The sequence below is a fragment of the Vibrio glycogenivorans genome (assembly GCF_051660965.1).
Taxonomy (GTDB): Bacteria; Pseudomonadota; Gammaproteobacteria; order Enterobacterales; family Vibrionaceae; genus Vibrio.
Genome location: NZ_JBPVIS010000006.1, coordinates 295,352 through 319,174, shown reverse-complemented (window position 1 = coordinate 319,174; position 23,823 = coordinate 295,352). Strand labels below are relative to the sequence as shown.

Annotated in this window: 23 protein-coding genes and 1 riboswitch; of the genes, 7 read left to right on the top strand and 16 right to left on the bottom strand. The window is 48.5% G+C overall.

The window, feature by feature from the left end; all coding sequences use genetic code 11:
- Positions 1–92: 92 nt before the first annotated feature.
- The 12 genes from cobM to gcvA form a co-directional block, all read right to left on the bottom strand.
- Positions 93–869, bottom strand: a complete 777-nt coding sequence (cobM, locus tag ACSTTG_RS14105) for a precorrin-4 C(11)-methyltransferase (RefSeq protein WP_438475280.1) — start codon at positions 867–869, stop codon at positions 93–95.
- Positions 866–1,708 carry a precorrin-3B C(17)-methyltransferase gene (gene cobJ, locus ACSTTG_RS14100; RefSeq protein WP_438475279.1) on the bottom strand — a complete coding sequence of 281 codons (843 nt, stop codon included), beginning with the start codon at positions 1,706–1,708 and terminating at the stop codon, positions 866–868. The genes cobM and cobJ overlap by 4 nt, the downstream gene beginning before the upstream one ends.
- A complete protein-coding gene (locus tag ACSTTG_RS14095) occupies positions 1,701–2,540 on the bottom strand; it encodes a sirohydrochlorin cobaltochelatase (protein ID WP_438459413.1) in 840 nt (279 codons plus the stop codon). The genes cobJ and ACSTTG_RS14095 overlap by 8 nt, the downstream gene beginning before the upstream one ends.
- Positions 2,537–4,147 (bottom strand): cobalamin biosynthesis protein, encoded by a 1,611-nt coding sequence (locus ACSTTG_RS14090; RefSeq protein WP_438475278.1) that lies wholly within the window; start codon positions 4,145–4,147, stop codon positions 2,537–2,539. The genes ACSTTG_RS14095 and ACSTTG_RS14090 overlap by 4 nt, the downstream gene beginning before the upstream one ends.
- 21 nt (positions 4,148–4,168) lie before the next feature.
- The gene (gene cobI / locus ACSTTG_RS14085) at positions 4,169–4,966 is read right to left on the bottom strand and encodes a precorrin-2 C(20)-methyltransferase (protein ID WP_438475277.1); all 798 of its coding nucleotides are present in this window, start codon (positions 4,964–4,966) and stop codon (positions 4,169–4,171) included.
- Positions 4,967–5,038: 72 nt separating this feature from the next.
- A complete protein-coding gene (gene cbiE / locus ACSTTG_RS14080; protein ID WP_438475275.1) occupies positions 5,039–6,307 on the bottom strand; it encodes a precorrin-6y C5,15-methyltransferase (decarboxylating) subunit CbiE in 1,269 nt (422 codons plus the stop codon).
- Positions 6,304–6,984 carry a precorrin-8X methylmutase gene (locus ACSTTG_RS14075; RefSeq protein ID WP_438475274.1) on the bottom strand — a complete coding sequence of 227 codons (681 nt, stop codon included), beginning with the start codon at positions 6,982–6,984 and terminating at the stop codon, positions 6,304–6,306. Before ACSTTG_RS14075 ends, cbiE begins: the two co-directional genes overlap by 4 nt.
- Positions 6,985–7,031: 47 nt before the next feature.
- Entirely contained in the window at positions 7,032–8,228 is a 1,197-nt protein-coding gene (locus tag ACSTTG_RS14070) for a cobalt-precorrin-5B (C(1))-methyltransferase (RefSeq protein WP_438475273.1), read from the bottom strand.
- 113 nt (positions 8,229–8,341) lie between these two features.
- A riboswitch (cobalamin riboswitch) is annotated at positions 8,342–8,473 on the bottom strand.
- A 292-nt stretch (positions 8,474–8,765) separates the two neighbouring features.
- A complete protein-coding gene (gene cobT, locus ACSTTG_RS14065; protein WP_438475272.1) occupies positions 8,766–9,791 on the bottom strand; it encodes a nicotinate-nucleotide--dimethylbenzimidazole phosphoribosyltransferase in 1,026 nt (341 codons plus the stop codon).
- Between the two features lie 111 nt (positions 9,792–9,902).
- Positions 9,903–10,160, bottom strand: coding sequence for a hypothetical protein (locus ACSTTG_RS14060; protein ID WP_438459420.1), 258 nt, complete (start codon positions 10,158–10,160; stop codon positions 9,903–9,905).
- Between the two features lie 410 nt (positions 10,161–10,570).
- Entirely contained in the window at positions 10,571–11,779 is a 1,209-nt protein-coding gene (locus tag ACSTTG_RS14055) for an MFS transporter (protein WP_438475271.1), read from the bottom strand.
- Positions 11,780–11,877: 98 nt separating this feature from the next.
- Complete coding sequence (gene gcvA, locus ACSTTG_RS14050; protein ID WP_438459422.1) at positions 11,878–12,798, bottom strand: transcriptional regulator GcvA; 921 nt, start codon at positions 12,796–12,798, stop codon at positions 11,878–11,880.
- A gap of 224 nt (positions 12,799–13,022) precedes the next feature.
- Here gcvA and ACSTTG_RS14045 point away from each other — a divergent pair, with 224 nt between their 5' ends.
- The 3 genes from ACSTTG_RS14045 to ACSTTG_RS14035 all read left to right on the top strand — a co-directional run bounded on the left by ACSTTG_RS14045 (position 13,023) and on the right by ACSTTG_RS14035 (position 15,446).
- A complete protein-coding gene (locus tag ACSTTG_RS14045; protein ID WP_438475270.1) occupies positions 13,023–13,796 on the top strand; it encodes an SDR family NAD(P)-dependent oxidoreductase in 774 nt (257 codons plus the stop codon).
- 51 nt (positions 13,797–13,847) lie between these two features.
- On the top strand, positions 13,848–14,183 hold the full coding sequence (locus ACSTTG_RS14040) for a carboxymuconolactone decarboxylase family protein (protein ID WP_438459424.1): 336 nt from the start codon (positions 13,848–13,850) through the stop codon (positions 14,181–14,183).
- Between the two features lie 138 nt (positions 14,184–14,321).
- Positions 14,322–15,446 carry a flavin monoamine oxidase family protein gene (locus tag ACSTTG_RS14035; protein ID WP_438475269.1) on the top strand — a complete coding sequence of 375 codons (1,125 nt, stop codon included), beginning with the start codon at positions 14,322–14,324 and terminating at the stop codon, positions 15,444–15,446.
- A gap of 175 nt (positions 15,447–15,621) precedes the next feature.
- On the opposite strand, the gene ACSTTG_RS14030 is transcribed toward ACSTTG_RS14035, so the two are convergent.
- The 3 genes from ACSTTG_RS14030 to ACSTTG_RS14020 all read right to left on the bottom strand — a co-directional run bounded on the left by ACSTTG_RS14030 (position 15,622) and on the right by ACSTTG_RS14020 (position 19,269).
- Entirely contained in the window at positions 15,622–17,796 is a 2,175-nt protein-coding gene (locus ACSTTG_RS14030; RefSeq protein ID WP_438475268.1) for a TonB-dependent siderophore receptor, read from the bottom strand.
- Between the two features lie 173 nt (positions 17,797–17,969).
- The gene (locus tag ACSTTG_RS14025) at positions 17,970–18,320 is read right to left on the bottom strand and encodes a hypothetical protein (protein WP_438475267.1); all 351 of its coding nucleotides are present in this window, start codon (positions 18,318–18,320) and stop codon (positions 17,970–17,972) included.
- Positions 18,321–18,354: 34 nt separating this feature from the next.
- The gene (locus ACSTTG_RS14020; RefSeq protein WP_438459428.1) at positions 18,355–19,269 is read right to left on the bottom strand and encodes a GyrI-like domain-containing protein; all 915 of its coding nucleotides are present in this window, start codon (positions 19,267–19,269) and stop codon (positions 18,355–18,357) included.
- A gap of 154 nt (positions 19,270–19,423) precedes the next feature.
- Here ACSTTG_RS14020 and ACSTTG_RS14015 point away from each other — a divergent pair, with 154 nt between their 5' ends.
- The 4 genes from ACSTTG_RS14015 (at position 19,424) to ACSTTG_RS14000 (ending at position 22,597) form a co-directional block, all read left to right on the top strand.
- On the top strand, positions 19,424–20,110 hold the full coding sequence (locus ACSTTG_RS14015) for a siderophore ferric iron reductase (RefSeq protein ID WP_438475266.1): 687 nt from the start codon (positions 19,424–19,426) through the stop codon (positions 20,108–20,110).
- Between the two features lie 123 nt (positions 20,111–20,233).
- A complete protein-coding gene (locus ACSTTG_RS14010) occupies positions 20,234–20,722 on the top strand; it encodes a hypothetical protein (RefSeq protein WP_438475265.1) in 489 nt (162 codons plus the stop codon).
- 377 nt (positions 20,723–21,099) lie between these two features.
- Positions 21,100–21,519: a Zn(2+)-responsive transcriptional regulator gene (zntR, locus tag ACSTTG_RS14005; protein ID WP_438459431.1), complete on the top strand. Its 420-nt coding sequence runs from the start codon at positions 21,100–21,102 to the stop codon at positions 21,517–21,519.
- Position 21,520: 1 nt separating this feature from the next.
- Complete coding sequence (locus tag ACSTTG_RS14000; protein WP_438475264.1) at positions 21,521–22,597, top strand: SO_0444 family Cu/Zn efflux transporter; 1,077 nt, start codon at positions 21,521–21,523, stop codon at positions 22,595–22,597.
- Between the two features lie 161 nt (positions 22,598–22,758).
- On the opposite strand, the gene ACSTTG_RS13995 is transcribed toward ACSTTG_RS14000, so the two are convergent.
- Positions 22,759–23,823 (bottom strand): DUF1513 domain-containing protein, encoded by a 1,065-nt coding sequence (locus ACSTTG_RS13995; protein WP_438459433.1) that lies wholly within the window; start codon positions 23,821–23,823, stop codon positions 22,759–22,761.

Sequence of the window (23,823 nt, the reverse complement as noted above, 5' to 3'; positions counted from 1 at the left end):
ATTGTGAGCCTTTCACCTTAGTGACAACGTCACCAAGGCTAACTAAGGCAGTTCCCATCAACAGTAGCTTATCTCGGCTCATCGTCACTCCTTTAGGCCTCATTCGATTCCACCACTTTTGCCTTACGGCAAGCATGAGAGAAGCTCGGGTCATACAGCTTAGAATCGACGAAATCATCAATCGCAAACACCTTGCTGACAATGATCATCGCGGTAGAGCGAATATTAGCAGCATGCATTTTATCGGCGATGTCTGCCAGGGTGCCACGCAGGATACGCTGCTCTGGGTGTGAGGCTTTCTCGACCACACACACCGGCCAGTTTTGTGGGTACACCTCACTCAACTCACGCACGACTTTACGGATCAAGGTGGCACTCAAAAACAGGCACAGCGTGGCTTCATGGCTGGCGAGTGATTTGAGGGTTTCTTTGTCCGGCACAGGCGTGCGCCCCGAGGCGCGAGACAGAATGATGGTTTGACACTCCTCTGGTAGCGTCAACTCTTGCTTTAGCGCGGCCGCCGAAGCCTGAAACGACGATACGCCGGGGATCACTTGGTAGTCGATAGCCAAATCATCTAGGCGACGCGTTTGCTCGGCGAGTGATGAATAGATTGACAGATCCCCGGTTTGCACGCGAGCCACATCTTGCCCTTGGGCATGAGCGTCAATATACACCTTAGTGATCTCATCAAGATCCATGCTCGCCGAGTTAAACACTTGGGCATCTGGCTTGGCGCGTTCAATCACCGCTTTGGGCACCAGACTCCCTGCGTATAAGATCACAGGACAGGTTTCTATCAGTTTTGCACCTTTGACCGTGATTAAATCTGGGTCACCCGGTCCTGCGCCAATAAAATAGACGGTCATGCTAATTCCTTATCAGCTTGGGCCTTTGCTGCAAAAGGCTTTGAGGTGTCAATCAGTGAGCGCCCGGGCGTCTGGCCTGTTTTGGCTTGGCCATCTTCAAGACGATATTTGTTTTTGTAGCCTCGCGGGGTCACAATCCAATCATCAAAACGATAGCTGCTTTCATTGCCAACAATCACTGCCGCGTTCATGCCAAACTCCAGCTGAGTAAACTCAGCCAAGGTCGATAGTTCAACGCGCTGCTCTTGCCGATAAGCAGCATTGACGACCGCCACGGGGGTATCAGCCGGGCGATGTTTGAGCAAGATATGCTGCGCTTCAATGATATGCTGCTGGCGCTTTTTAGAACGCGGGTTATAGAAAGTAATCGCAAAATCGGCCATCGCTGCGGCTTCAATACGCCGCGTAATCACCTCCCACGGCGTCAACAAATCAGACAGTGAAATCGTGCAGCTGTCGTGTCCTAACGGTGCCCCTACCAGTGAGGCGCAGGCATTGGCGGCCGTGATACCCGGAACGGTTTCTACCGCAATCGCGGTGTTGTTCGCCGCAATCAGCTCAAACACCAGCGGCGCCATGGCGTACATCCCTGCATCACCAGAGCACACCAGCGCCACATTTTTACCCTGCAGAACATGGGCAATCGCCGCATCAGCGCGTTGCCACTCTTGAGTCATACCGGTGCGCACTAGCGTCTGCTGGTCAATCAGCGGAGTAATGAGCTTTACGTATGGGCCGTAACCAACCACGACATCAGCCTGTTTGATGACTTGCTGCGCTTTGACGGACATCAGATCGAGGCTACCAGGGCCAAGACCCACGAGATACAACTTAGCCATGAGACCTCTCCTCTTGCGGCGCTCGCAGTCGTATCAGGCCTTGGTCGATCTGCTTACCAATAATGTCGGTCACCTCAGTCAGTGCCAATAGATTGAAGGCATCATCACTGTCACTTTGCGCCAGCTCAACATCGCAAAACGCCTCTAGTTCTTGCTTAATGCTGTGCATATCTTTAACAAAATGGTTGCCAGAAACCAGCAGCAACGGAATAACCCGCACGGTTGGCCTACGACTTTGGGTCAGTGAATTGCGCAACACGCCTTTGACCAAATTAAACGGCGTCGCCCCCTCTAGCGAGCAAGAGACATTTTTATCAGACAACTGCCCAAGTAAAGTGTCGCAGTAGGTGATGGCCTGGTGCCCGGCATTGTCTAAATAGGGCGCACCGTGGTGAACAAAGAGGTTCACATCACTGCCTTGGCTAAAGCGTTCGTTTAGGGCGCTCAGCAATGCCGTGGCATTGTGGGTGTGGTGAATGATCGCTGGGGTGTGCTCTATGGCTGACAAAGAAAATTGCTTGAAGCCCTCGGTGATCATCTCAACCTGTTTATGCTCATCGGTTGGAAACAGGTAGCATGAGACGACTAAAATGCGCTGATAGCCTTCCAGGTCCAATTGCGCCATTACAGCGGGTAAGTGCATATAACGCTGCTCGTCTTGCGCCAATTTTTTGATCACCATACGTGAGCTCACCGCCAAACGAACATCGCAAGCCGGGTAACGAGCTTGCACTTGGCGTTGCAGCTCTATGTATCTTTTTTGCTCTACGACTGAGCCAAAACAGCTCAATACAATCGCCGTGCCCTGAGTGTAGTGTCGTAATCGTTTCATGCTTTCGCTTCCTCAAATGGTGCAAAATAGCGAGGCTCAATCACCTCACGAAGGGGTTGGTGGGTGGCAAGCGCCTTAAACAGCGCTCGCCATTGAGACTCACTGAACTCGTCAATACCGCGCAGCCAAATCCCGTGGTTGGTTAAACGGCCTTCATCAGGCGTCGCTCTTTGGTAAATCACCATTGTGGCTCGATTGCGACACGCACCCGCGCACATAGTGCGGCTGATCTTGATGCGCTTATCACCCTCGCCAAGCCCAAGCCTTTTAAGAATGCCGCGCAGATCGTGGGCTAAATTTTTTGCCCCGGCTTTGGCGCAGCGCGTTCCCTCACACAGCAAGACATGATGAGTGTGAAACAGCATTGGACGATCAAGATCGACATGCTTGGGCTTACATTGATAACCCTCCACCACTTCACTGCCGTGTAAATTGACCTTAATTGGCTGTGTATTATGCATGGCATTTCCATGACGCTCCCCCCACCAGTTTTTGCGTTTGTGTTTTACCAGCGGCTCGGCGAACTCTAAGCGGCAACAGGCGATAGTCATGTTGTAGCCGTCTTTTTTAAACGTCCATTTCGGCACCAACAACTGCTTGGTTTGGCTCAGCGCGAGTGCTGCAGCCTCGGCAACCGAGTTACTGCCTGTCACTTTTTTCACGTATTCCGATGGGTTCTGGATGCCCTCACGGTTGTCGAGTTGTGAGGGGGCAAAGGTAGTAAATGGCCATTGTTTGAGCTTTGAAAGCTGCTGCAACCCCACTTCGTCCGCCTTTAGGTCAATACTGGTCATCGACTTAATGCTGTCGATTGAGAGGTTGAACTCGCCGCTGAACGCCTCAAGCCCGGCTAACAGGGTCGAGATTGGGGTATTACGATCGCATCCAATCCCAATCACTAGGGATTTTGGTCGCCATAGCACCACCTTTTGCTGCCATTGAGTGAGGTTCGGCCTGGCTTGATCGGTTATTAGTAGCGCTGCGTCAAAGTCAGCCGGGTCGATGCCATCAAGGGTGTGATGACACAAGATATTGGACGGCATACGTTTGTTATATTGCCACCAATTTTTTTCTCCGGTTTGCTGCGCAATGATCACTGATTGATCATTAACAATCGCCGCACTCACCTTAGTCACAGCATCCTCACATGCGGCGTCGAGTTGCCAGCCAAAACGGGCCCCCAGCATATCGGCCGAGACGTTTTCAGACACATCCGACGCGGTAGTGACGACCGGAGTGGCTTTGACTATGTGTGCTACCCGATGGGTTAATTGATTCGCGCCGCCTCGATGGCCCGATAGCATCGACACGACAAAGGTGGCTTGCTCATCTAGGCACACCACCGCAGGGTCAGTGCGCTTGTCCTTGATAAGTGGTGCGATCGTTCGCATCACGATACCAGTGGCACAGATAAAGATATGCGCGTCAAATTGATCAAAACGCGGGGCAATAAAGGAGGACAGCGGCCGCACCAGCGGTGTGGCGTGCATGTCATCCGTCAAGCCTATAGGGGCGACAAACAGCTCGGCAAACGGCAAGCTGTTTTTTAACCTCTGGCCCTGCTTTGCGCCTTGCTTGGTAATCGCGTATATCGCAATTTTTTTCATATTAGTATTCCATTATCGCGCTTAAGCCACCAACTCTGGCTTGGCTGGCTGCTTGCCGCGCAGCACGCCACGGCGCTCACGAATCGACAGTTGCACCATCGAAAAGTAACGGTGCTCCTGTGGCACCTGGTCTAAATTGGTGTAGATCTCTTGTTTATCGCAGCTGGCGTGTGAGACGTAAGTGGCGCAATGCTCTAATCCCAGAGCTTTCAATTGGGCTGACAGCGCTGGGATCGTGCGCCCTACTTTAATTAACATGATGGTATCGAAGTCTTTGACCAGAGTTTCCAGACAGTCAATCCCATAGGTGGCAGGCACCACACAAAAACGCTCTCTCCCGTCGGCCAGCGGGATTTTCGTCGCCGCTGGCACGGCCGTGATTGAGGTAACCCCTGGGACAATAACCGGCTCAATCTGCGGCGCCAGGACTGCCAGCTCTTCTTGAATATAAGCCCATGTACTGAACACCGAGGGGTCGCCTTCAGTAATGAACACCACCGACTTGCCGCTCAGTAAGTACTGGTAGATAGTCGCTGTAGCCACCTGCCATGCTGGTACATTAATTGACGGGTCGCGCGTCATCGGAAAATGGAGAAAGCAGCGCTCGCCTGGGATGTCAGTCTCTGCGATGGCACCGGTGACGATCTGCCAGGCAAAAGAATCGGCCGTGCCTTTATTCTTTTCCGGAATAGCGATCACATCGGCCTGTTGGATCAGGCGCGCGGCTTTTAATGTCAATAATTCACTGTCACCCGTGCCCACGCCAACCGCGTAAAGTTGCCCCTGTGGTCCTGATTGACAACTTGATGTATTGCTCATGAAATTTCTCCTGGCTTTGATGAGCCTTATAATGTCGGGTCGGTTGACCCCGATTTGTCAAACTGACGTCGCTTACGGTGCTTTAGTAAAGGTGAATAGATGGATTGGGTTTTCACCTTGGTAACTGTGGTAATGGGCCAAGGGTTTGAGCGACGAAACATTGACCAGCTGAGCCTCAAACGGCGCGTTGGCCTGCTTGGCCCAGTGATAAATTTCCCCTATGGTATCCACGGTCACTGCGGATACCACTAGCCGTCCATGGTGTTGTAGCCGTTGCCATGTGTGATTGAGAATATCGGCCATCTGCCCGCGTGATCCGCCAATAAACACGGCGTTGGGCGCGGGAAGCTCTGCCAGCGCTTGCGGCGCTTTGTGCTTTATTAAATGGACATTGTCGGTCGCATGGGCGAAGCAGTTGGCTTCAATCGCCTCAAAGCAGGCGGCGTTACACTCAATCGCAAACACTTGCCCCTGGATGGCAAATTTGGCCGACTCAATCGCAATCGACCCAGAGCCTGCGCCAATGTCCCAAACCACATCTTGGGCGGAGATTTTAAGCTGCGTCAGGGCGAGGTTGCGCACCGATTGCTTGGTGATCAGGCCGTTTTTCGGCATGCGTTTGGAAAAATCTTGGTCCGATGCAAACTGTCCACACCCACCCCAGCGCTGAGCCGCGCCAACAGTGGATGGCTGGCGCTGGGCAATGACCAGGTTCAGCTTATCGAACGCTATCATGCTGTGGGCAAGCTCTTGCGGGGTAAATGTCCGAACGGTTTCGTCAATGCCCCCTAGCTGCTCACACACATGTAATGTCCAGTCCACTTGGCCGTATTGCAGCAAATGAGCAGCAAGTATTTGTGGTGTGTTTTGATAGTCGGTCAGAATCGCAAACAGGTCGCCAGTTTGCATCCTCGCCACGATGCCGTTAAGCGCTCGCCCGTGCACCGATAAAAATTGCGCCTGTTGCCACGCAAGGCCAAGGCGAGCAAACGCCAATTGGGGAGAGCTTGAGGTAGGGATAAAACCAAGCTCTTCGGCCGGTAAGTGCTTTAACAGAGTCGAGCCGATACCAAAAAATAGCGGGTCTCCGGAGGCTAAAATCGCCACACCGCCCTCTTCGCTCTCATCAATCACTTGACTGAGCCAGGTGCTGAACCCTTGCGTCATATCGAGAAACACACCATCAAACTGCGGAAACCACGCTCTGTGCCTTGGATGGCCCGCAACCACGCGAGATTGACTGACGATACTGACCGCTTTACTGGTCAAGCTGACGCAGCCGTCCTCGGGAACGCCTACGACATAGATGTTGGGCTGAGGACGATTGACAATCGCGTTCATGACACCTCCACCGTTTGATAGAGCAAGGCATGAATGGTAGATACCACCAGCGAGCTGCCACCCTTGCGACCGACACTGGCAATGTAATCCACATTGTTTTGCTCGATTAACGCTTGCTTGGACTCTTGCGCTTTGACAAAGCCAACCGGGATGCCAATGATCAAGGCTGGAGTGATTTCCCCAGCATCGACCATGCGCAGCACTTCATATAAGGCGGTCGGTGCGTTGCCAACCCCAATAATCGCACCATCTAATAGCCCGAGATCACGCGCCTTGCGCATTGCCCAGATCGCGCGGGTTTCTCCGGTTTGCTTGGCTTTAGCGATCACCTCTGGGTCGCTTATAAAGCAGTAGGTTTGATTACCATGCACCTTAGTTCGCATTGGGCTGATACCGCTGATGATCATGCTGACATCACTGACAATCGCGCAGCCCTGCTGCAGCGCCGTTATCCCAGCATCGACTGCGCCACGACTAAATTGATAGAGCGTGGCAAATTCAAAATCGCCAGTGGTATGAATAGCGCGACGCACCACCTGCCATTGTTTTGGCTCAAAGCGATGCCCACCGTGTAACGTCTCCATTTCACGGTCGATAATTGAAAACGAATCAGTTTCGATTTGATGACCTTGCACCGTCATTTGTTGCATGCTGACGGGGGCTTTTACAGTATCCATTGTGTGAGTCCGTAGTGAAAGAATCGATAACTCGATCCAAATTAATCCTATAGATGTGAACGGCTACAAGCACTACGCCCGAGCGGCTCACCATTAAAGTCGACCAGCACGACATCGATGGCCAGTGCATCTGTTATGTAGTGGCTTGCGTGCGCCTTGGCTTCATCGCACAGGCGATTGAAATAATGCTCTGGGCTGTGCTTGCGCACCAAATCGAGGACATGTCGCCCGGTATTGGCCTGGGCGATTTGCTGACAAAGCTCGCTGGGCATGCCCGATTGCTCTGCTAGCACGGCCATTCGCGTGAAATCGATGCGATGGCCCGAAACGTGGGTCATCATTCGCCCTGAAATCAGCTTGCCCATTTTGCCGATCATTACCACCAAGGTGACGCTTGCAAGCCCGTAACGCTTTGCTGCCCGTAATCCAACCCCAATAAAATCCCCAGCCTGGATCAAGGCCATCGGCTCTAGACGCGGTAACAATTGCTGAGCGGCTTTTTCCGAGCGACTGCCTGTGGTCAATGCCACATGTGACAAGCCGTTTGCCTGGGCTATTTGAATAGATTGACGCACAGAAGCGGCAAAGGCTGAGGTTGAATAAGGTTTGACTGTGCCTCGAGTGCCCAAGATGGATATCCCGCCGATTAACCCAAGGCGCTCATTGATGGTCTCTTTGGCAGCGACTCTGCCGCTGGGAACGATAATGGTTAGCTCTACGCCATAGTGGTCTTGCCATAATTCGCTAGCGTTTAGCCATTCCAGGCGGGCCATCTCGATGATGTTGGCGCGTGGCACAGGGTTAATCGCTGGCTCCCCCACGGGCAGTTCAAGGCCCGGCTTGGTCACCACGGCGACGCCCAAGCCCCCCTTAAGGTGGATACCTGGCGCTTTGACTAAACGGGCTTGGCACTGTATTTCCAGTCCATGGGTACAATCTGGATCGTCTCCCGCATCCTTAATCACGCCGCACAGCACTGAATTGATAGCGGCCCGATTAACATTGCAGCGCTCAGAGCGTGCAGCAACCGCGTCTTTCGCCGCATTTTGATTGGCCACAATTTCGGTGCGAGCAAGGGTAAAATTGACCCACTCTCGGTTGGGAATTTGAATACTGACTTGGTGAGAAACTTGACCATCAATCAAGCCGCGCACCGCCGCACGCGCCGCCGCTGCCGCGCACGCGCCTGTGGTGTAACCACCGCGTAAGTCTTGATTGGATGTTGAACGTTTGAGTTTGCCCACAAGTTACTTCTGCTCAGCGCATGCACTGAGTCCGCCTAAAAAAAGTTATGCGGGCAGGTGTCGATATCGAAAGATAAACGACGCTGAGTGCTCCCGCCCAGGTAGTTTTGGTGTTGGTGCTGATGTATTTAGCAGGATCTGACTTACGAAACGAGTTTCGCTTACAGTTGCGGGTACAGTTCTGGATTTTCACCAGATTCACTGGAGGCTGAACGAATTCAGCCACTAAATACAGTTTTATTCCAAGCTCAGGTATTCTCTGCTCTGGATGAGTGGGTTGACGCATAACGCTCAAGACATCCTGAGGCGTTTTTCGATGCATCATTACCATTGCCGTTTTGTATGGGCTCCCTTAACCAAGGTGAACAGTGACTGCTCCTGATTGGTAATCTATCTATTGAAGGACAATATACCTATTTTCTAGAATAGCTCAAGCCATCAATAGCTTACTGATGCCATGGTAGTGACATAAATATCACGAAGTCGAGCCCGAAGCCGAAACTAACCGGGTGCCGATGGCTTTTGCTCCATCTGAAGTTACACGGTCACACCAGCATCTTCAAAGCTTGCCATATTGTTGTAAAATTCTGCGGCGGCTTTCACCAGTGGATAGGCCAACGCTGCCCCTGTCCCTTCGCCTAAACGCATGTTCAGCGATAACAGTGGCTGGGCGTGCAACGACTTTAATACGCTTTGGTGCGCGTGTTCATCTGACTGATGAGCAAACAATAGCACCTCACGAACACTAGGGTGGATTTGCACCGCAACATAAGCCGCAACCGATACAATAAAGCCATCGACTAACACTGGCACGCGACGTTGAGATGCCTCGATAAATCCACCCACCATCTGAACTATCTCAAAGCCGCCTAACTGGCGCAGTATTTCTTTTACTGCTGGAGTCCCTTGCTGTACTCGCGCCACCCCCGCTTCAATTACTCTGACTTTTTTCTCGAGTTGAGCATCATCAATGCCGGTGCCTTTGCCAACACAGTCACGGACCGAAAGACCACTCAAGGCAGCAAATAACGCCGAGGCGCTGCTGGTATTGCCGATCCCCATCTCGCCAAACATGATCAAGTTACACCCTTGCTCAATCTTTTGAGCAACGATGGCTTGGCCAAACTCTAATCCATGGGCAAGCTGCAGCGGGTCAAGCGCTGCCTGGTAAGCGAAGTTTTTCGTCACCGTGCCCAATCGCTGTTTGACAAAGTTTGGCGAGCAATGGTCGATGTCGGTCAAAATTCCACAATCGACAATCGTGAGAGGGATAGCGTTTGAGCGGCAAAAGCAGTTGATGGCCGCACCGCCCGCAATAAAGTTCTGCACCATTTGTGTGGTCACAATGCTCGGTGCAATGCTGATCCCTTCTTCGGCAATGCCATGATCACCTGCGAACACGAGTAACGCTGGACTTTCAACACAAATCTGTTCAACGGTGTCATTGTGCCCCAGTAGCGCTAGTTGTTTCGCCACGTCTTCTATTTGTCCCAAAGCGCCGGCAGGTTTGGTTTTTTGATCAATAATCGTCTGGATTTTAACTAATTTGCTTTTGTCTTGCATGTTGCCTGTTCCTTTGGCCCGACGAGTAAATAGCGTTGATGATCAACGCTACTCTATGTTCCTAACTGTATCTGTCTGTGGTGATTTATTTTGTTCATCTATCAAATTAAACTAGAGCAGTGAGGCAGTCTTACACACAGCCTTTTCCGGTCGGCAGAACATACTCGACTGGCCATGTTTTGCTTCACACAATTTGGCGGTTTTTTGCTGAGCAATCGCTTTAGTAAGGCCGATATCAATAAAGTCATCGCTAAATGGGCTCAAGTGACAAACATGGATGCGGCCGAGTTTCTTTTGGTCGATTTTAGGCGCAGCAGTTGTGGTGCTTACAAAAACAAGCGCTACAAGAGGAAACACTTTTCTTAACATAGTTACTGACTTTTTCAATGTGTTGAATATCTCAATCTGGATTGACAAGTTACTATATTACGGGCCTCACGCCCAGTTAATATTCCCAGTATATCAACTACATGACAACGGTTTTTGTCAAGGTGGTTGTCATCATTTGCTTGATATAGGTGAGTTAACTCCATCAGTGATTAAAGGGTTCTTTCAACCGATTTAAAATACTTCATCAAAAAATCAATAAATGCCCTAACTCGGTAGGGTTGGTAATCATCGGATTTAAGCACTGCCTACATAGGTAAACTCATTGATTGATATTGATCTAAGACTTGTACGAGCTTACCACTAACCAAGCTAGATACTTCCCTTGAACATGAGGTATCTAGCGTAAAAAACATGGATTGGTTGTTTACTTTAAACTCTAGCTTAAGTTGTTAAGCAGACTTTACTTTTGTCACAGTAAGAGTTGCCGCAGCTAAAACCAATGGTATCAGCGATAGCCACAGAACAATTTCCCATCCATAAGCACTTAACACGCCACCAGAAGAGAATGAGCCGATCGCCATTAGGCCAAAGATAATAAAATCGTTCAGCGATTGAACTTGGTTCTTTTCTTCAGGACGATGGCATTCAAGGACCAATGCTGAAGCACCAAGAAAGCCAAAGTTCCAGCCAACACCCAGTAAAATGAGGAGTGTATAGAAGTGCAATACATCACTACCAAGCAGGCCAATCATTGCCGAAATGCCAGTTAGGACAATACCAACCGCAGAGACCGAGGTCGCGCCGAAGCGGCTAATCAATTTGCCAGTAAAAAAGCTCGGTACATACATCGCCATAACATGCCATTGAATACCTAGGTTCGCAGATTCATGACTATGACCGTGCATATGCATTGCCAGTGGTGCAGACGTCATTAGGAAGTTCATAATCAGGTAAGAAGCTGCGCCACAAATCACTGCTGATATAAAACGTGGCTGAGTGGCGATTTCAGTCAGAGTCCGTTCAATCTTTACCTGTGATTGCTTAATATCAGGCACACGAACACCCGACAAAATAAAGCCAGAAAGCATCGCAACCATTGCTTGGCCAATAAAAGTTGCGACGTAGATTTTCTCTGGGAACAGGTGCATGGTATGTGTGACCAGTTGAGGACCAATCACCCCGGCGGCAATACCACCAACCATGACAAACGATAAGGCTTGTGCTCTCTTTTCAGCAGGCACACCATCTGCGGCAGCAAATCGGAATGACACCGTAACCGAAGCATAAGCACCACCTAAAAAGGCAGAAAAACAAAACAGCCAAAACCAGCCGAAGTAGATAGCCAGTGCTGCCAGTATGCCAGTCAATGCACCGGTGGATGTCCCGACCATAAAGGCCGTTCGGCGGCCAAAGCGTCGTGCAATTTCACCTGCTGGCAAAACACACGCCGCCATACCGACTACAAAAATAGAAAGCGGTAAGGTTGCTAACATCGCGCTCGGCGCCAGCATGCTGCCGACAATCGCGCCTGTGGCATAAATGACAACCGAGTTTGCTCCTGCCAATGCCTGAGAAAGCGTCAATCGCCATAAATTAGAACGGTGATATTTAGAGACTATTTGCTCTTGTTCGAGTTGTAATTGCGCTGCTTCAGCCATGATTCGGTTCTTATTTCTGCGTTAAGTGAAGGTGTACCTTAATGCTGATAGCCCACATCAACAAACAAGAAGATCTTTAATTGTCGGATAGAAAAACTTTAGTGTGCGGCATTATCAGCCACCTCTTGCAGTAACCACGCCTTAAACACCTGTATTCTCACTAGCTCAACATCCTCTTGTTTATAGACAATGTAATACGCTAGCGATGATTCAAAAGAGACTTCAGGGAACAAGCGCACCAAGCGGCCTGCAGCTAAGTCATCTTTTGCCATTACGCTACGAGCCAGAGCAATACCAGCACCATCAATTGCAGATTGAAGCACACCTGCAGAGTTATTGATTTTAAGATTATGCTCGGCAGTGTGTTCAGCTGACCCGGCTTTCTCGAGCCATTGTTGCCACGTTGGAAAGGCTTGGTGCTTTTCAATCGAGGTATCGTGAATCAAGGTCTCATTCAAAAGATCCTCTGGTTTTGCAAAGCTTTTCTCTTTGAGTAACGTTGGGGAACAGACAGGGAATACCTCTTCATCCATCAACTTCTCAGCACTCAGCCCGGCCCACTGTCCAACACCATACCGCACGCCGATATCAATATGCTGCGTAACGAAATCAATCGAGTGCCGACTCATATCAAGCCGCACGTCCGTATCTGGGTATGCACTTTGGAAGCGATGCAGCTTTGGCAGTAACCACTTGGCGGCAAACGCGGGGCTAACCGTCACGTTTAAAACGCCACAAGTTGGGCTCTGTTTCATCTTCTCAAGCCCTAACGCCAATTGCTCGAATCCAGATTGAATATCAGGCAGTGCTCTTTCAGCGGCTTCCGTTAATGTTAAGCGGTACTTGCCACTATTCGAGCGAATAAATAATGGCTCGCCCAACCACTCTTCCAATGAACGAACTAATTGCCCTACCGCAGCCGGGGTAACGTACAACTCAGCCGCTGCACCAGAGAAACTTCGATGTCGTGCACTGGCTTCAAACGCCTTAAGTGCATTTAAATGAACGGGTATCTGCATGTCGGTAAATATTTTCTTTATCGTCGATACAGATTAACTCGTTTGTAGAGTTGAGTAAATTCCACAAAAATGCACCTGACACGACATGGCACCTCAACGGCTTGTGTCATGAAACAGTGAGTGTATTGACTTCAATCACACTGTAGGTTGAACCTCGTGGCATCACTAACTGATGGCAGAGGGTTCAATCCAAACAATCACAACGGATTAAGAGAGATTGCATTATGAATAATCAATTTTCTGGTAAAAAACTTCTGGTTATTGGTGGCACAAGCGGCATGGGTTTCGAAACCGCGAAGATGGTTCTGCAACAAGGTGGTGAAGCTGTCATCGTTGGTAACCGCCTAGAAAAAGCCGCAGCAGCGCAAAAAGCGCTCGCAGAGTTCGGTCCAGTAGAAGCTCTGACAGCGAATCTAAAATCAGAAGATGGCGTGCAAAACCTACTCAATGTGATTGATGAGAAACACTCCGATATCGACATGCTAGTCAACGCAGCGGGTGTCTTTTTCCCTAAACCGTTCCTGGAGCATGACGCGAATGATTACGACCAATACATGGACATCAACCGCGCTACGTTCTTCATCACACAAAAAGTGGCGGCAAATCTAGTAGCAAATAAGCGTCAAGGTGCGATTGTAAATGTCGGTTCCATGTGGGCAAAACAAGCCATTGCTGCAACGCCATCGTCTGCTTACTCAATGGCGAAAGCGGGTCTGCACTCTTTAACGCAACACTTAGCGATGGAGCTTGCACAACATAACATTCGTGTGAATGCGGTATCTCCAGCGGTTGTGCATACGCCAATCTACGAAGGTTTCATTGCAAAAGAAGAAGTAGATACCGCACTACAAGGCTTCAACGAATTCCACCCAATCGGTCGCTTCGGTACACCGCAAGATGTGGCCAACTCAATCGTCTTCCTATTGTCTGAAAAAGCTGACTGGGTAACGGGCGCAGTGTGGGATGTTGATGGCGGCGTAATGGCTGGTCGTAACTAATCATCTATCTGAATAAACCGCAATCATCGAAGTAAAGTAAAGAGAGAAACAATGAATAACGATTGGAATGAATACCGTGATCAGCTTATGGGTAAAATAGGCGAGTTCGCAAAAGAGAGCCCTGATGTTGTAAAAGGCTTGATGACAATGGACTCAGCCGCAGCAAAAACAGGTCATCTTGAGCCTAAAATTCATGAGCTTATTGCCTTAGCGGTTGCCGTAACAACACGGTGTGATGGCTGTATTGCTGTGCACACAAAAAAAGCGGTAGAGCACGGTGCGACTAAGCAAGAGATTGCTGAAGCACTTGGCGTTGCAGTTGCACTTAATGCCGGCGCAGCGATGACTTACAGCGCGCGAGTTCTAGAAGCTCACGATCAATTGTAACTCTTGCAAAATATCCGCCCATCAAAATCGTAAAGAAAAGCTCGATTTTGATGGGCTTTGAGTTTTTAGGGCTAACTGTAGTAGGGGTAACGCTCTCGGAGCATGATCCCACTGAGTCAAAAGTTGATGGTTTAAGCTATGAAAAAACAAGTAACAATTATCGGTGCAGGTCTAAGTGGTGTTTATGCTGGTTTCCTATTAGAGAAATACGGCATTACAGATTATGTGATCCTTGAAGCGAAAGACTCGATTGGCGGGCGAATCGTTGATTATCCTGTCTTTGCTGAAGGCGAGGATAAAAATAGTGTTTTCGACCTTGGTCCATCATGGTTTTGGCCAGAGTTCCAACCTGACCTGACCAATTTGCTCGCAGAGTTAGATATCGAGCATTACCCACAATATGAACTCGGCGATATGCTGATTGAACGCTCTGCCAATCAAGAGCCTACCAGATACCCTGCTTATCAAGCTGCACCAGAGTCACGACGCATTCTTGGTGGCATGGGGAAAATTGTTAATGCTCTAGCGAATAGGCTGCAATCGAATGACCATATTTTGCTCAATAGTGCAGTGAAAAAGGTTACCACTCGAACAGTGGATCGCCTCGTACACATTGAATGTGAGTCAACCAATTCATCCAAGAACTTCAGCGTTGAAACAGAGCATGTGTTATTTGCTCTGCCGCCTCGATTGGTTGAGGAGTCGATTGAGTTCACTCCAGGCTTGCCCGACGCTGTTAGTTCGCAATGGCAAGCCACAGCGACTTGGATGGCTCCTCATGCAAAATACTTTGCGATTTTTGATAAACCATTTTGGCGCGAGCAGAACCTATCTGGTGATACACGCAGTTCCGTCGGACCACTGGTTGAAATCCGTGATGCATCTATCCCTGATGATAAAGCTGCCCTACTCGGCTTTTTCGGTGTGCCAGCTGCGGTAAGAAAGACAGTCACTGAGGATGAGCTAAAACACGCTTGTCGCGGGCAGATCATTCGCTTATACGGTGAACAAGCTGTCCCTATCGTTGATGTGATTAAAGACTGGTCGCAAGATGTTTGGACATCGACAGAGTTAGACGCTCAAGATAGCGGAGAGCATATTCAGCCTCCAACAGCGTTTATTGAAGTTGGTCTTTGGAGTAACAAGATCTTTGGCATCGGTAGTGAGTGGTCTCAAAGATTTCCGGGCTATGTTGCCGGCGCGATTGATGCCGCTGAGGCAGGTGTCAAAGCACTAGTGAAAAAGCAAAAGCTAGCTAAGTAAACAAGTAAACAAGTAAACAAGTAAACAAGTAAACAAGTAAACAAGCATAGAAAGAACCAATGGTGTTGACGAAACATAGTCTGTTTTTACTTTAACTCTCCCTTCGTTTGTTCGTAAGGACGCATAGTAAAACGCAAGCGCACCACAATCCCACGGGGTGCGCTTGCGTTCAAAACTAGAAATTGTAGTTCATATTCAACTCAAACGACTGTTCAGCTCCATACCAACAGTTCGCCTGGTCATAACAGGTATAGTATTCCTCATCAAACAAGTTATTCACGATCAAGTTTGCTGTTGCCCCTGAAAGTGAATCACTTAGGTAGCCAAGGTCATAGCCCAAAGAAAGATCGACCACGGTGTAAGACGGCACCTTACCTTGAGTATTGGTCGCATCCATCTGCATCTCACCTACATATCTTGCGCCACCGCTTAAGCGCGCCCCTGCAAGGGGACCACCATAAACGTAGTAGTTAGCCCACAAGTTTGCGGCATGCTCGGGAACATAGATTGGAGTTGTGCCCTTTAAATCGTTACCACTATCTTCGGTTATCTCAATATCGATGTACGTATAGCTTGCATTCAAATCAATAGATTCAGTCATAAACCAGCGCCCTTCTAGCTCTAACCCTTGAGACGTCAACTCTCCGACTTGGAGTTGAGGCCCCCAAGGATCTTCTGGGTCTGCCATCAATGCGTCACTTTTCACGATATGAAATAGAGATGCCGTTGCTTGTTTCGACATATCTGCGGAGACATACTTCACGCCACCCTCTACTTGCTGACCTAACTCAGGCTTGTAGGCACTGCCGTTGCGGTCTAAGCCCGCTACTGGCTCAAAGCTTGTTGCATAGCTTAGAAATGGTGAGATACCGTTGTCAAACTCATACAGTGCGCCAAGACGATAAGAGAATTTCTCTTGCTTAGCCTCTTCATAGAGTGCGTAGTCATACCAGTCACCGTCATATTCATACTCGCCAGTGTAGTCACTGGTTGAACGGTACCAATCATAACGTCCACCAGCGATAAGCACTAAACGGTCAATTCGCATCTGGTCTTGAAAATAAATACCCAACTGCTCAACAGAAACCTTGTCTAAATAGTCTGCATCTTTCTCAAGTTGACTACGATCAATCATGTCATTATTTGGATTGAAGATGTTAAAGTCGCCAAACTGTGACGTTGTACCAAAACTCAGGTAACGCGAGTCACCATCGAGTTTTTGATAATCCAAACCAAATAGAAGGTTGTGCTCTATATTAGCTGCGTGGATCTGCGCCGATAATTGGTTATCAATTACAAAGCCTTTCGAGCTCTCGTCTGTGCTGTAGATGTAACGATCTAGATTTCCGGTACCCTGATCAAACTGGTCAGCCGTGTGATAAGTGTTTTCTTGGTATAGCGTTGCATCGGTAAAACGCGCATTTTGCAACAATGACCACCCGTTACCGAAATCATGGTTAATTTTATAGCCGAGCATTAGTACTTCACGTTCAAACTTGCTCCAGTTCTTATCCCCTGCAGAAGTTGAAGGTGATGTCGAACCGTTTGGATTGTCAATGAACATACCCGACGCTGGCAGCGATGAGTTAATTCCCATCGATGGATCATTCTGATAATAAAGATTGAAGTTAACTAACGTGCGGTCAGTTGCTTGCCAATCTATCGAAGGTGCAATGACGTAACGCTCTTCTTTAGCATTGTCGACTTGACTATCTTGTTTGCGTGCAAGGCCAATAAAACGATAAGAGAAATCACTGTCGCCAATCTGCCCGGTCGTATCAATGGAAGCTTCCATCAGGTTACGCGAACCTGTCGCTACCCCAACCGTCGTGCTCGGATCTAGCTGCGGTGATTTAGCAATCATATTGACCATACCACCAGGTGGCATTGAACCATAAAGGACCGACGTTGGTCCTTTAAATACTTCGACTTGCTGCATTGCAATCGGGTCAATCTGGGGTTGTAGGTTCCAGCCTTTTAGTGATTGCAATACCAAACCATCATAATAACTTTGATCGACGCCAAAACCACGAATGGTGAAAGTATCGTACATTGTGACAGAAGAGCCTTTGGTCTCTGTTACAACACCTGGTGCATAACGAAGGGCCTGGTTCAGCGATTTCACTGAGCGCTGCTCTAACTGCTCATTATCGATAACCGTAATGCCTTGGGGGGTTTCCTCTGGCTCCAGTGCGGTCTTGGTTGCCGTGTTTCGATAAGCTTTACCGAAAACGGTCAACGTATCCGTTTCCAAATTTGATACTTCCTCTTGGGCAAATACTGGTGATGCGATTGCACCCAATAGAGCCAGTGAAAGCGTTGAGCGTTTGAATAGTTCAGGCCTTTCCATCGTGTTATACCAATGCTGCTTCTAAATGATAATTAATATCGTTTGGATTCTACGCATTAATATTTTCAATAGTTAACAATTTGGTGCATCTTGACCTAACAAGCAATAGGGACACTTTGAAACACTATTTAGACATTGATTGAGATGGTTTATTGACCCGGAGACGAATAGAACTAGAAAACCATGACATGGTCGCCCTGGTATTGACCGTCTACTTTGACAAGCACCATTTCGGCGACAAATTCACCTTGTGCTTTTGTAAAGTATTGCCTCCAAACTACCGCTGCTGATTCAGGGCGCTTAAATACCGCGACTACTTCTCGTTTGAAGAAGTTACCTTTCTCGGATTGATACGTTTTACACACTTGTTTGAGATAATCCTCTGTGACGATACCCTTCAAACGCTCAGTAAAAACTTGGACATGCTTCGCGTGATTAATTTCGCTCGATGCATCCATTAGGTTATCCATGATCGGGTTTGCTATTGCCAAAATCTCTTGTTCTGTTAAGTGTTCAAAACTCATCTTTTGTACTCATCTTACCGAGGTCTTGAGCCACTCACGCTCGCTCGATAGGTAACCAATACTCCATACTATTACCATCATTATTTTGAGTCGCGTTATAGTTCGGAGGATAGCGCTCAAACTCATAGCCGTCTATCGCTCGATAACCAGACTTGGGTAACCAACTAAGCAGCACCCATTCCAAAGAGGCAGATAAGGTTTCAATGGAACCTTTATGGTTCATGACCACATAAGTTTGAGGGGGAACAGTCAATGATTCTAGAGCGCGAGCATCCGATATTGAATCGAATTTCTCTCCAAGAATGCCTGCCCAATAAGTGAGGCTCAAATTCTCATTACCTACAGAGGTAAGATCGAACACCCCAAAGTGTTCAGCATTCGCCAAATCAAGTTTGTCAGTAAGACTCTGCCAGATTTCCGGGACGCGCTGTTCGAAATCTGGTTGTGGTGAAAACAAACCTTGGATCTGCCCTTTTACTCCAACTATTGTGAAGGCGGACCGTGTTTCTATCCTAACATCGGCTAACGCAGAACCTTGTGTTCCATAGCCAAGTTTAATCGAGTGATACTGTAGAGGCTTTCGTAAACCCGTCCTGACTCCCGCTTTTCTGTAGGCCCTCGGGCTGAGACCGAACATCTGCTTGAAGGCTCGACTAAAACTAATTTCTGAATTGAAACCGTAGTCAAAAGCAATATCGATCAGCTTGTCTGGAGTGTCGAGAATACGCTCAGCGGCACCACTGAGCTTAAGCTCTCTGACGTAAGTGGCCACACTCAAACCCGTTTGACTTTGAAATACTCGCTGTAACTGCCAACGAGACCAACAGCTATGCTCAGCGATATCATTCAGAGAAATCGGCTCTGAAATATGCTGATGTATGTAAGCAAGAACACGAGCTATTCGCTCGCGACCGTTGATCTTGCTCGCTTCGTCATGGCTGATACTCATAATCTCTACCTTCATCATGAGATATCAGTTTAGCAAATATTAAAATGAGAATTAATTGCTTTTGCAAACAACTACACTTATCTTGTTTGCCAAGAGGCCCAGTTGACAGCGCTTTAGAATAATGAGCAACTCATTTTATACTCAGCTATTTTTGATGGCTAAGGAAGTCTCTCCATACTTGGAAGGACATTTGAACCCTGACTCCGAATACCCAATAAAACTGGAGGTCGACTTTTCACCACAGCTAGATGAACTCTATCACTCTATCGCAGGTGAAACACCGGAAGCCGGTGCGGCATATTGGATGACTCGCACATGGGACCTCCTTGCATGGCAACCAATATATGTTGCATTCATCTCTATTTATGCCCTCAAAACTAAGCCTGTGTTCAGTGATATGTCACAAAAGATCTGTGGCAATTTTGTCGCAGGTTTCGAATTCTCTACCACAAAACATACGCAGGATGAAGTGCCCGCTCTTATTACGAGTTCTGGAAAAGAGCTGATTGAGCTTTTTGAACACTATCGAAACACGATGAACAAGTGCATCAGAATCCGCCCTGGCTTTGTCAAACACTTGCTAGCAGATCTTGTTTTGAGCTGTATCATAAAACTTCAACACTATTCACCAGCACTCACTCACCAATACCTTCTTGGACAAGCACAGCTATGGTTTAAAGCACTAGAGCTACCTCAGCGACCTATATCAGGACTATATGTTAACTCAGAGACTGGAAAGACGGAGTTAATTCGAACCAGCTGCTGCCTGGTGTACAAATGTAAAGAAGGAAACCTCTGTACCGATTGCCCACGAAGGAAGAATGACGGCTCCTTGCGCTAGTTCTCTCATATGAACAGTGTCGCAAACGCTACATAGACAATTAATACAAATGATAATCACTTGTATTTGGGTGATATTTCGACTTTAATGGAGATTCAAATTTCGGATTAGAAGGCTCAAGCTATGGAAATTCAACAATGCTGGAACTGTTTCATTACCGCAGAGAAATTACTCAAGAAAGGCAATGGACGAGGTGCCCTACCCTTGTTTCAGCGTGTACTTGATCATCTTCCAACCCACATTTATCAGGCACTAGAGAGCAAAAACACTCGTCCGTGTCAATTTGTTTGCCTGGTCGCAGGGCAACGCGATGCCGCGATGTATCAATCCACAATTCTCAATAGTCTTGGTAAGCCTGAGCAGGCCTACAACACACTGCGCCAAAGCTATGCGTTGATGCAGTTCCTTGCACTCGAGCAAATCCCATTAGTCAAAGCGACCTTCCCCGTTATAGAAGAAACCACCAATCAACTGCTATCGCACCTGGACGCATTGTGTCGATCGCAACATAACCAAGAGTGGCAGAACAGATTAAGTGAACTCACTTACGCTCATAACCGCTTTTCGACGTTAAATCCGCATCAACGCCCCTCACCTAGCTCTTATTGCTGAGCACAAAACTCGAGTTACTTGACCCAGAATGTGAGCTAATGTCACCTGATATCTGCAAATATTGGTAAAGTGCTTTAGTCCCCTCTAACGCATCAACGCTTATACCCCTTCAAAAAGGTGCATGTGAATCTTATTTCCCTAAAATTTGAGTTGGTGATGGATGTCTCGGCTCAGGCCAATCGCCCTTTCCTCATCGCCTCCACTCCTCTGACTAATGTCGATGTAACTTGAACTTGATGGTTATTTCGTTGTTGTGCCTGGATATACGACGCTGCTTTGTAAATTAGGTTAATAGTGCCTGCGATTTCCACTTGACCCTGTAGTAGGCTACAGGGTTTATAATCGAGAAATCGAAATCAGTAGCAAGGCACAAGGAAATGAAACCGTTAACCCGAGGTCAGTTGGCAAAACAGCTGGGTATATCAATTGAAGCAATTAGGTTCTATGAACAACAAGCGTTATTAGTGCCACAACGGGCAGAGAACGGATATCGTCAATACGACAGTGACTGCGTGGCTAAGCTGTCGTTTATTCTGCATGCCAAAGATTTGGGCTTCTCGCTGGAAGATATCCGTGAATTACTCTCAATTCATATCAAGCCTGAGCAACATACCTGCCAAGAGGTAAAGAGTATCGCGCAGTCAAAACTGCAAGACATTGAGCAACGGATCCAACACCTCCAACATATGCATGATGCCCTCCAGGTCATCAATCAGCGTTGCTGTGGTGGTGCACATTCAGCGAAAAACTGCACCATTTTGACGGCGCTTGCACATACACAGCCAGAGGGAAATTAGCATGAACACACTCGACGCTTTCCTCATGACATTGCTCGACTTGTGGCTAGACGCCGCCTTTTGGATCATCATTGGTCTGGTTGTCGCGGGTATCCTAAAAAGTCTGATGAACAGCGATAAACTGGGCTTACTCTTTAAAGGTGAAGGGCTTTGGCCTGCTGTAAAAGCCACCGTATTAGGCGCACCTCTGCCGTTGTGCTCTTGTGGTGTTATTCCCGCCGCTTTGGGGCTGCGACGCGCCGGGGCATCAAAAAGCTCGACGGTCGCTTTTTTGATCTCAACACCTGAAACCGGTGTCGACTCGGTCTCCATCTCTTACGCTTTACTTGGGCCCTTTATGGCGATTATCCGCCCCATTGCTGCCATGAGTTCCGCCATTGTTGCCGCCATTTTGGTTCTATTGACTGATAAAGAGAGTCTGGCCGTGAGACCAAGCCAATCTGAAACTAGTCGGTGTACCTCGAGTTGTTGCGGGTCGAAACCCGTTCAAGACACAAAAGAATCATGGACCAAGCGCCTTTGGCAAGGACAGCAGTTTGCGTTTACCGAATTAATTGCTGACCTGTCTATTTGGCTGATCATCGGCCTGACCATATCGGCTATTGTCGTTACCTTTGTTCCACCAGAAGCCTTGGCAGAGATCAGCCGTGGCCCAGCGGCGATGTTGGTCATGGCGGTTATTGGAGTCCCTATGTACATTTGTGCCTCCGCCTCAACCCCACTTGCAGCTGGTTTGATGCTGGCTGGCGTATCGCCTGGCGCGGTACTGGTTTTTTTACTGGCGGGACCGGCAACCAATATGGCAACCCTCGGCGTCGTGTATCATCAATTAGGTAAACGGGTGCTCGCCGGCTATCTGGTCGGGGTCATTGGTGTGGCCATCCTATTCGGTTATCTGACCAATTCGCTAGTTGATACGTTGGCAATTGACATTCAAACCCAACTAAGCCAAAGCCATCACCTAGTCCCAGACGTGATTGCTTGGGGTAGTGCCATCGTACTCGCAGTGATCATTGTCCGTGACCTGGCTTTGCGCGCATACAGTCGCTATGAAAGGCCCAATGAGCTTATGAGATAAGGGTAAAGCTACGATGGTCAGGTTTATTGCCAAGCTATTCAAACGCGTTAGCTAGGCTCAATTTATCAACTTGTTGAGTTAAGCTTTATACCTCGGCCTCTTTTTTCTAGTCCCCTGTTGGGGACTAGATGCGCTTCTATGTACTGCCTTGCTTTCGACTGTTACACCCACAATAAATGGTTGTCCCAGGCAAGATCGAAGTGATGCTGTGAGCTTTGCGCTATCTTAGTGGATGCCGCTATATTGACCTTTCCAAGCCCAGATGAAAAGCTGAGCTGTTCACCATGGCTTGCAATACCACACACATCGTTTTCATACAATAAATGACTCAACTCACCACTGTCACGGCTGAACACCCCGACAACGCCCCGTTTAGGGCTGCTAGCAAATATCGACTGCGGTGTCGCGACCACACTGCCGATGTAGCCCTCGAACATAAGCCACTGCGATTCACTCGCGATTAAAGGTTTTGGCGCACTGCCCAAGCGATGTTGATACACCAAAGGCTCAATCACACCCAGTGGACTTTGGTGCTGCTGGGCAAAGTAAACGGTGTCATCCTGGGTGACTGTCAAGTGTCGTATCGATAACTGTGGGTCATTCAGCTGATGATGCTGCAACAATAGGCCATCAAATGAAAAGTAGCGAAGGCTCGGCTGCATGCGATCAAGATTGAGTTTTTTGCGCTGATGGGTTTTGATACCACCTACGGCACACACCAGTACATCGCTCGACAAACACTCAATTTGATGAGGGCCGACTCCACCTACCTCGAAGTCAGCGAGCCTTGCATAGCCTTGAAGTGCGCTATAAACGCCAATGACACCTCGGCAACTTGAGTCTCGACTCTCCGTCACAAACAATAATGCGCCATCACTCGAATAGCAGCCGTGACCATAGAAGAATTTTGGCGCTTGGGCATAAACACGTTTGATTAACTGACCCGTTCCCTTATCAAGCACATCAAAGAAACCACCGGGACGACGGGCAAAGACCGCAATCTGCTCTTGCTGCTTATTGTATGCAAGGCCATGGCCTCTTGCAGGTAACGGGTGTTGATATTTAATCTTACCTGAGGCGTTTAGAGCGGTGAGAGCATAAACGCCATCATGACTAAGTGTTGCTCCAACTAGCAACGACGGTGTATTGCCAGCCAGATTAATGCGCGGCTGCGCGCCTGCAGGCCAAACACTTAACGCAAGGCCACTGAGCAGTAGTTTGAGCAC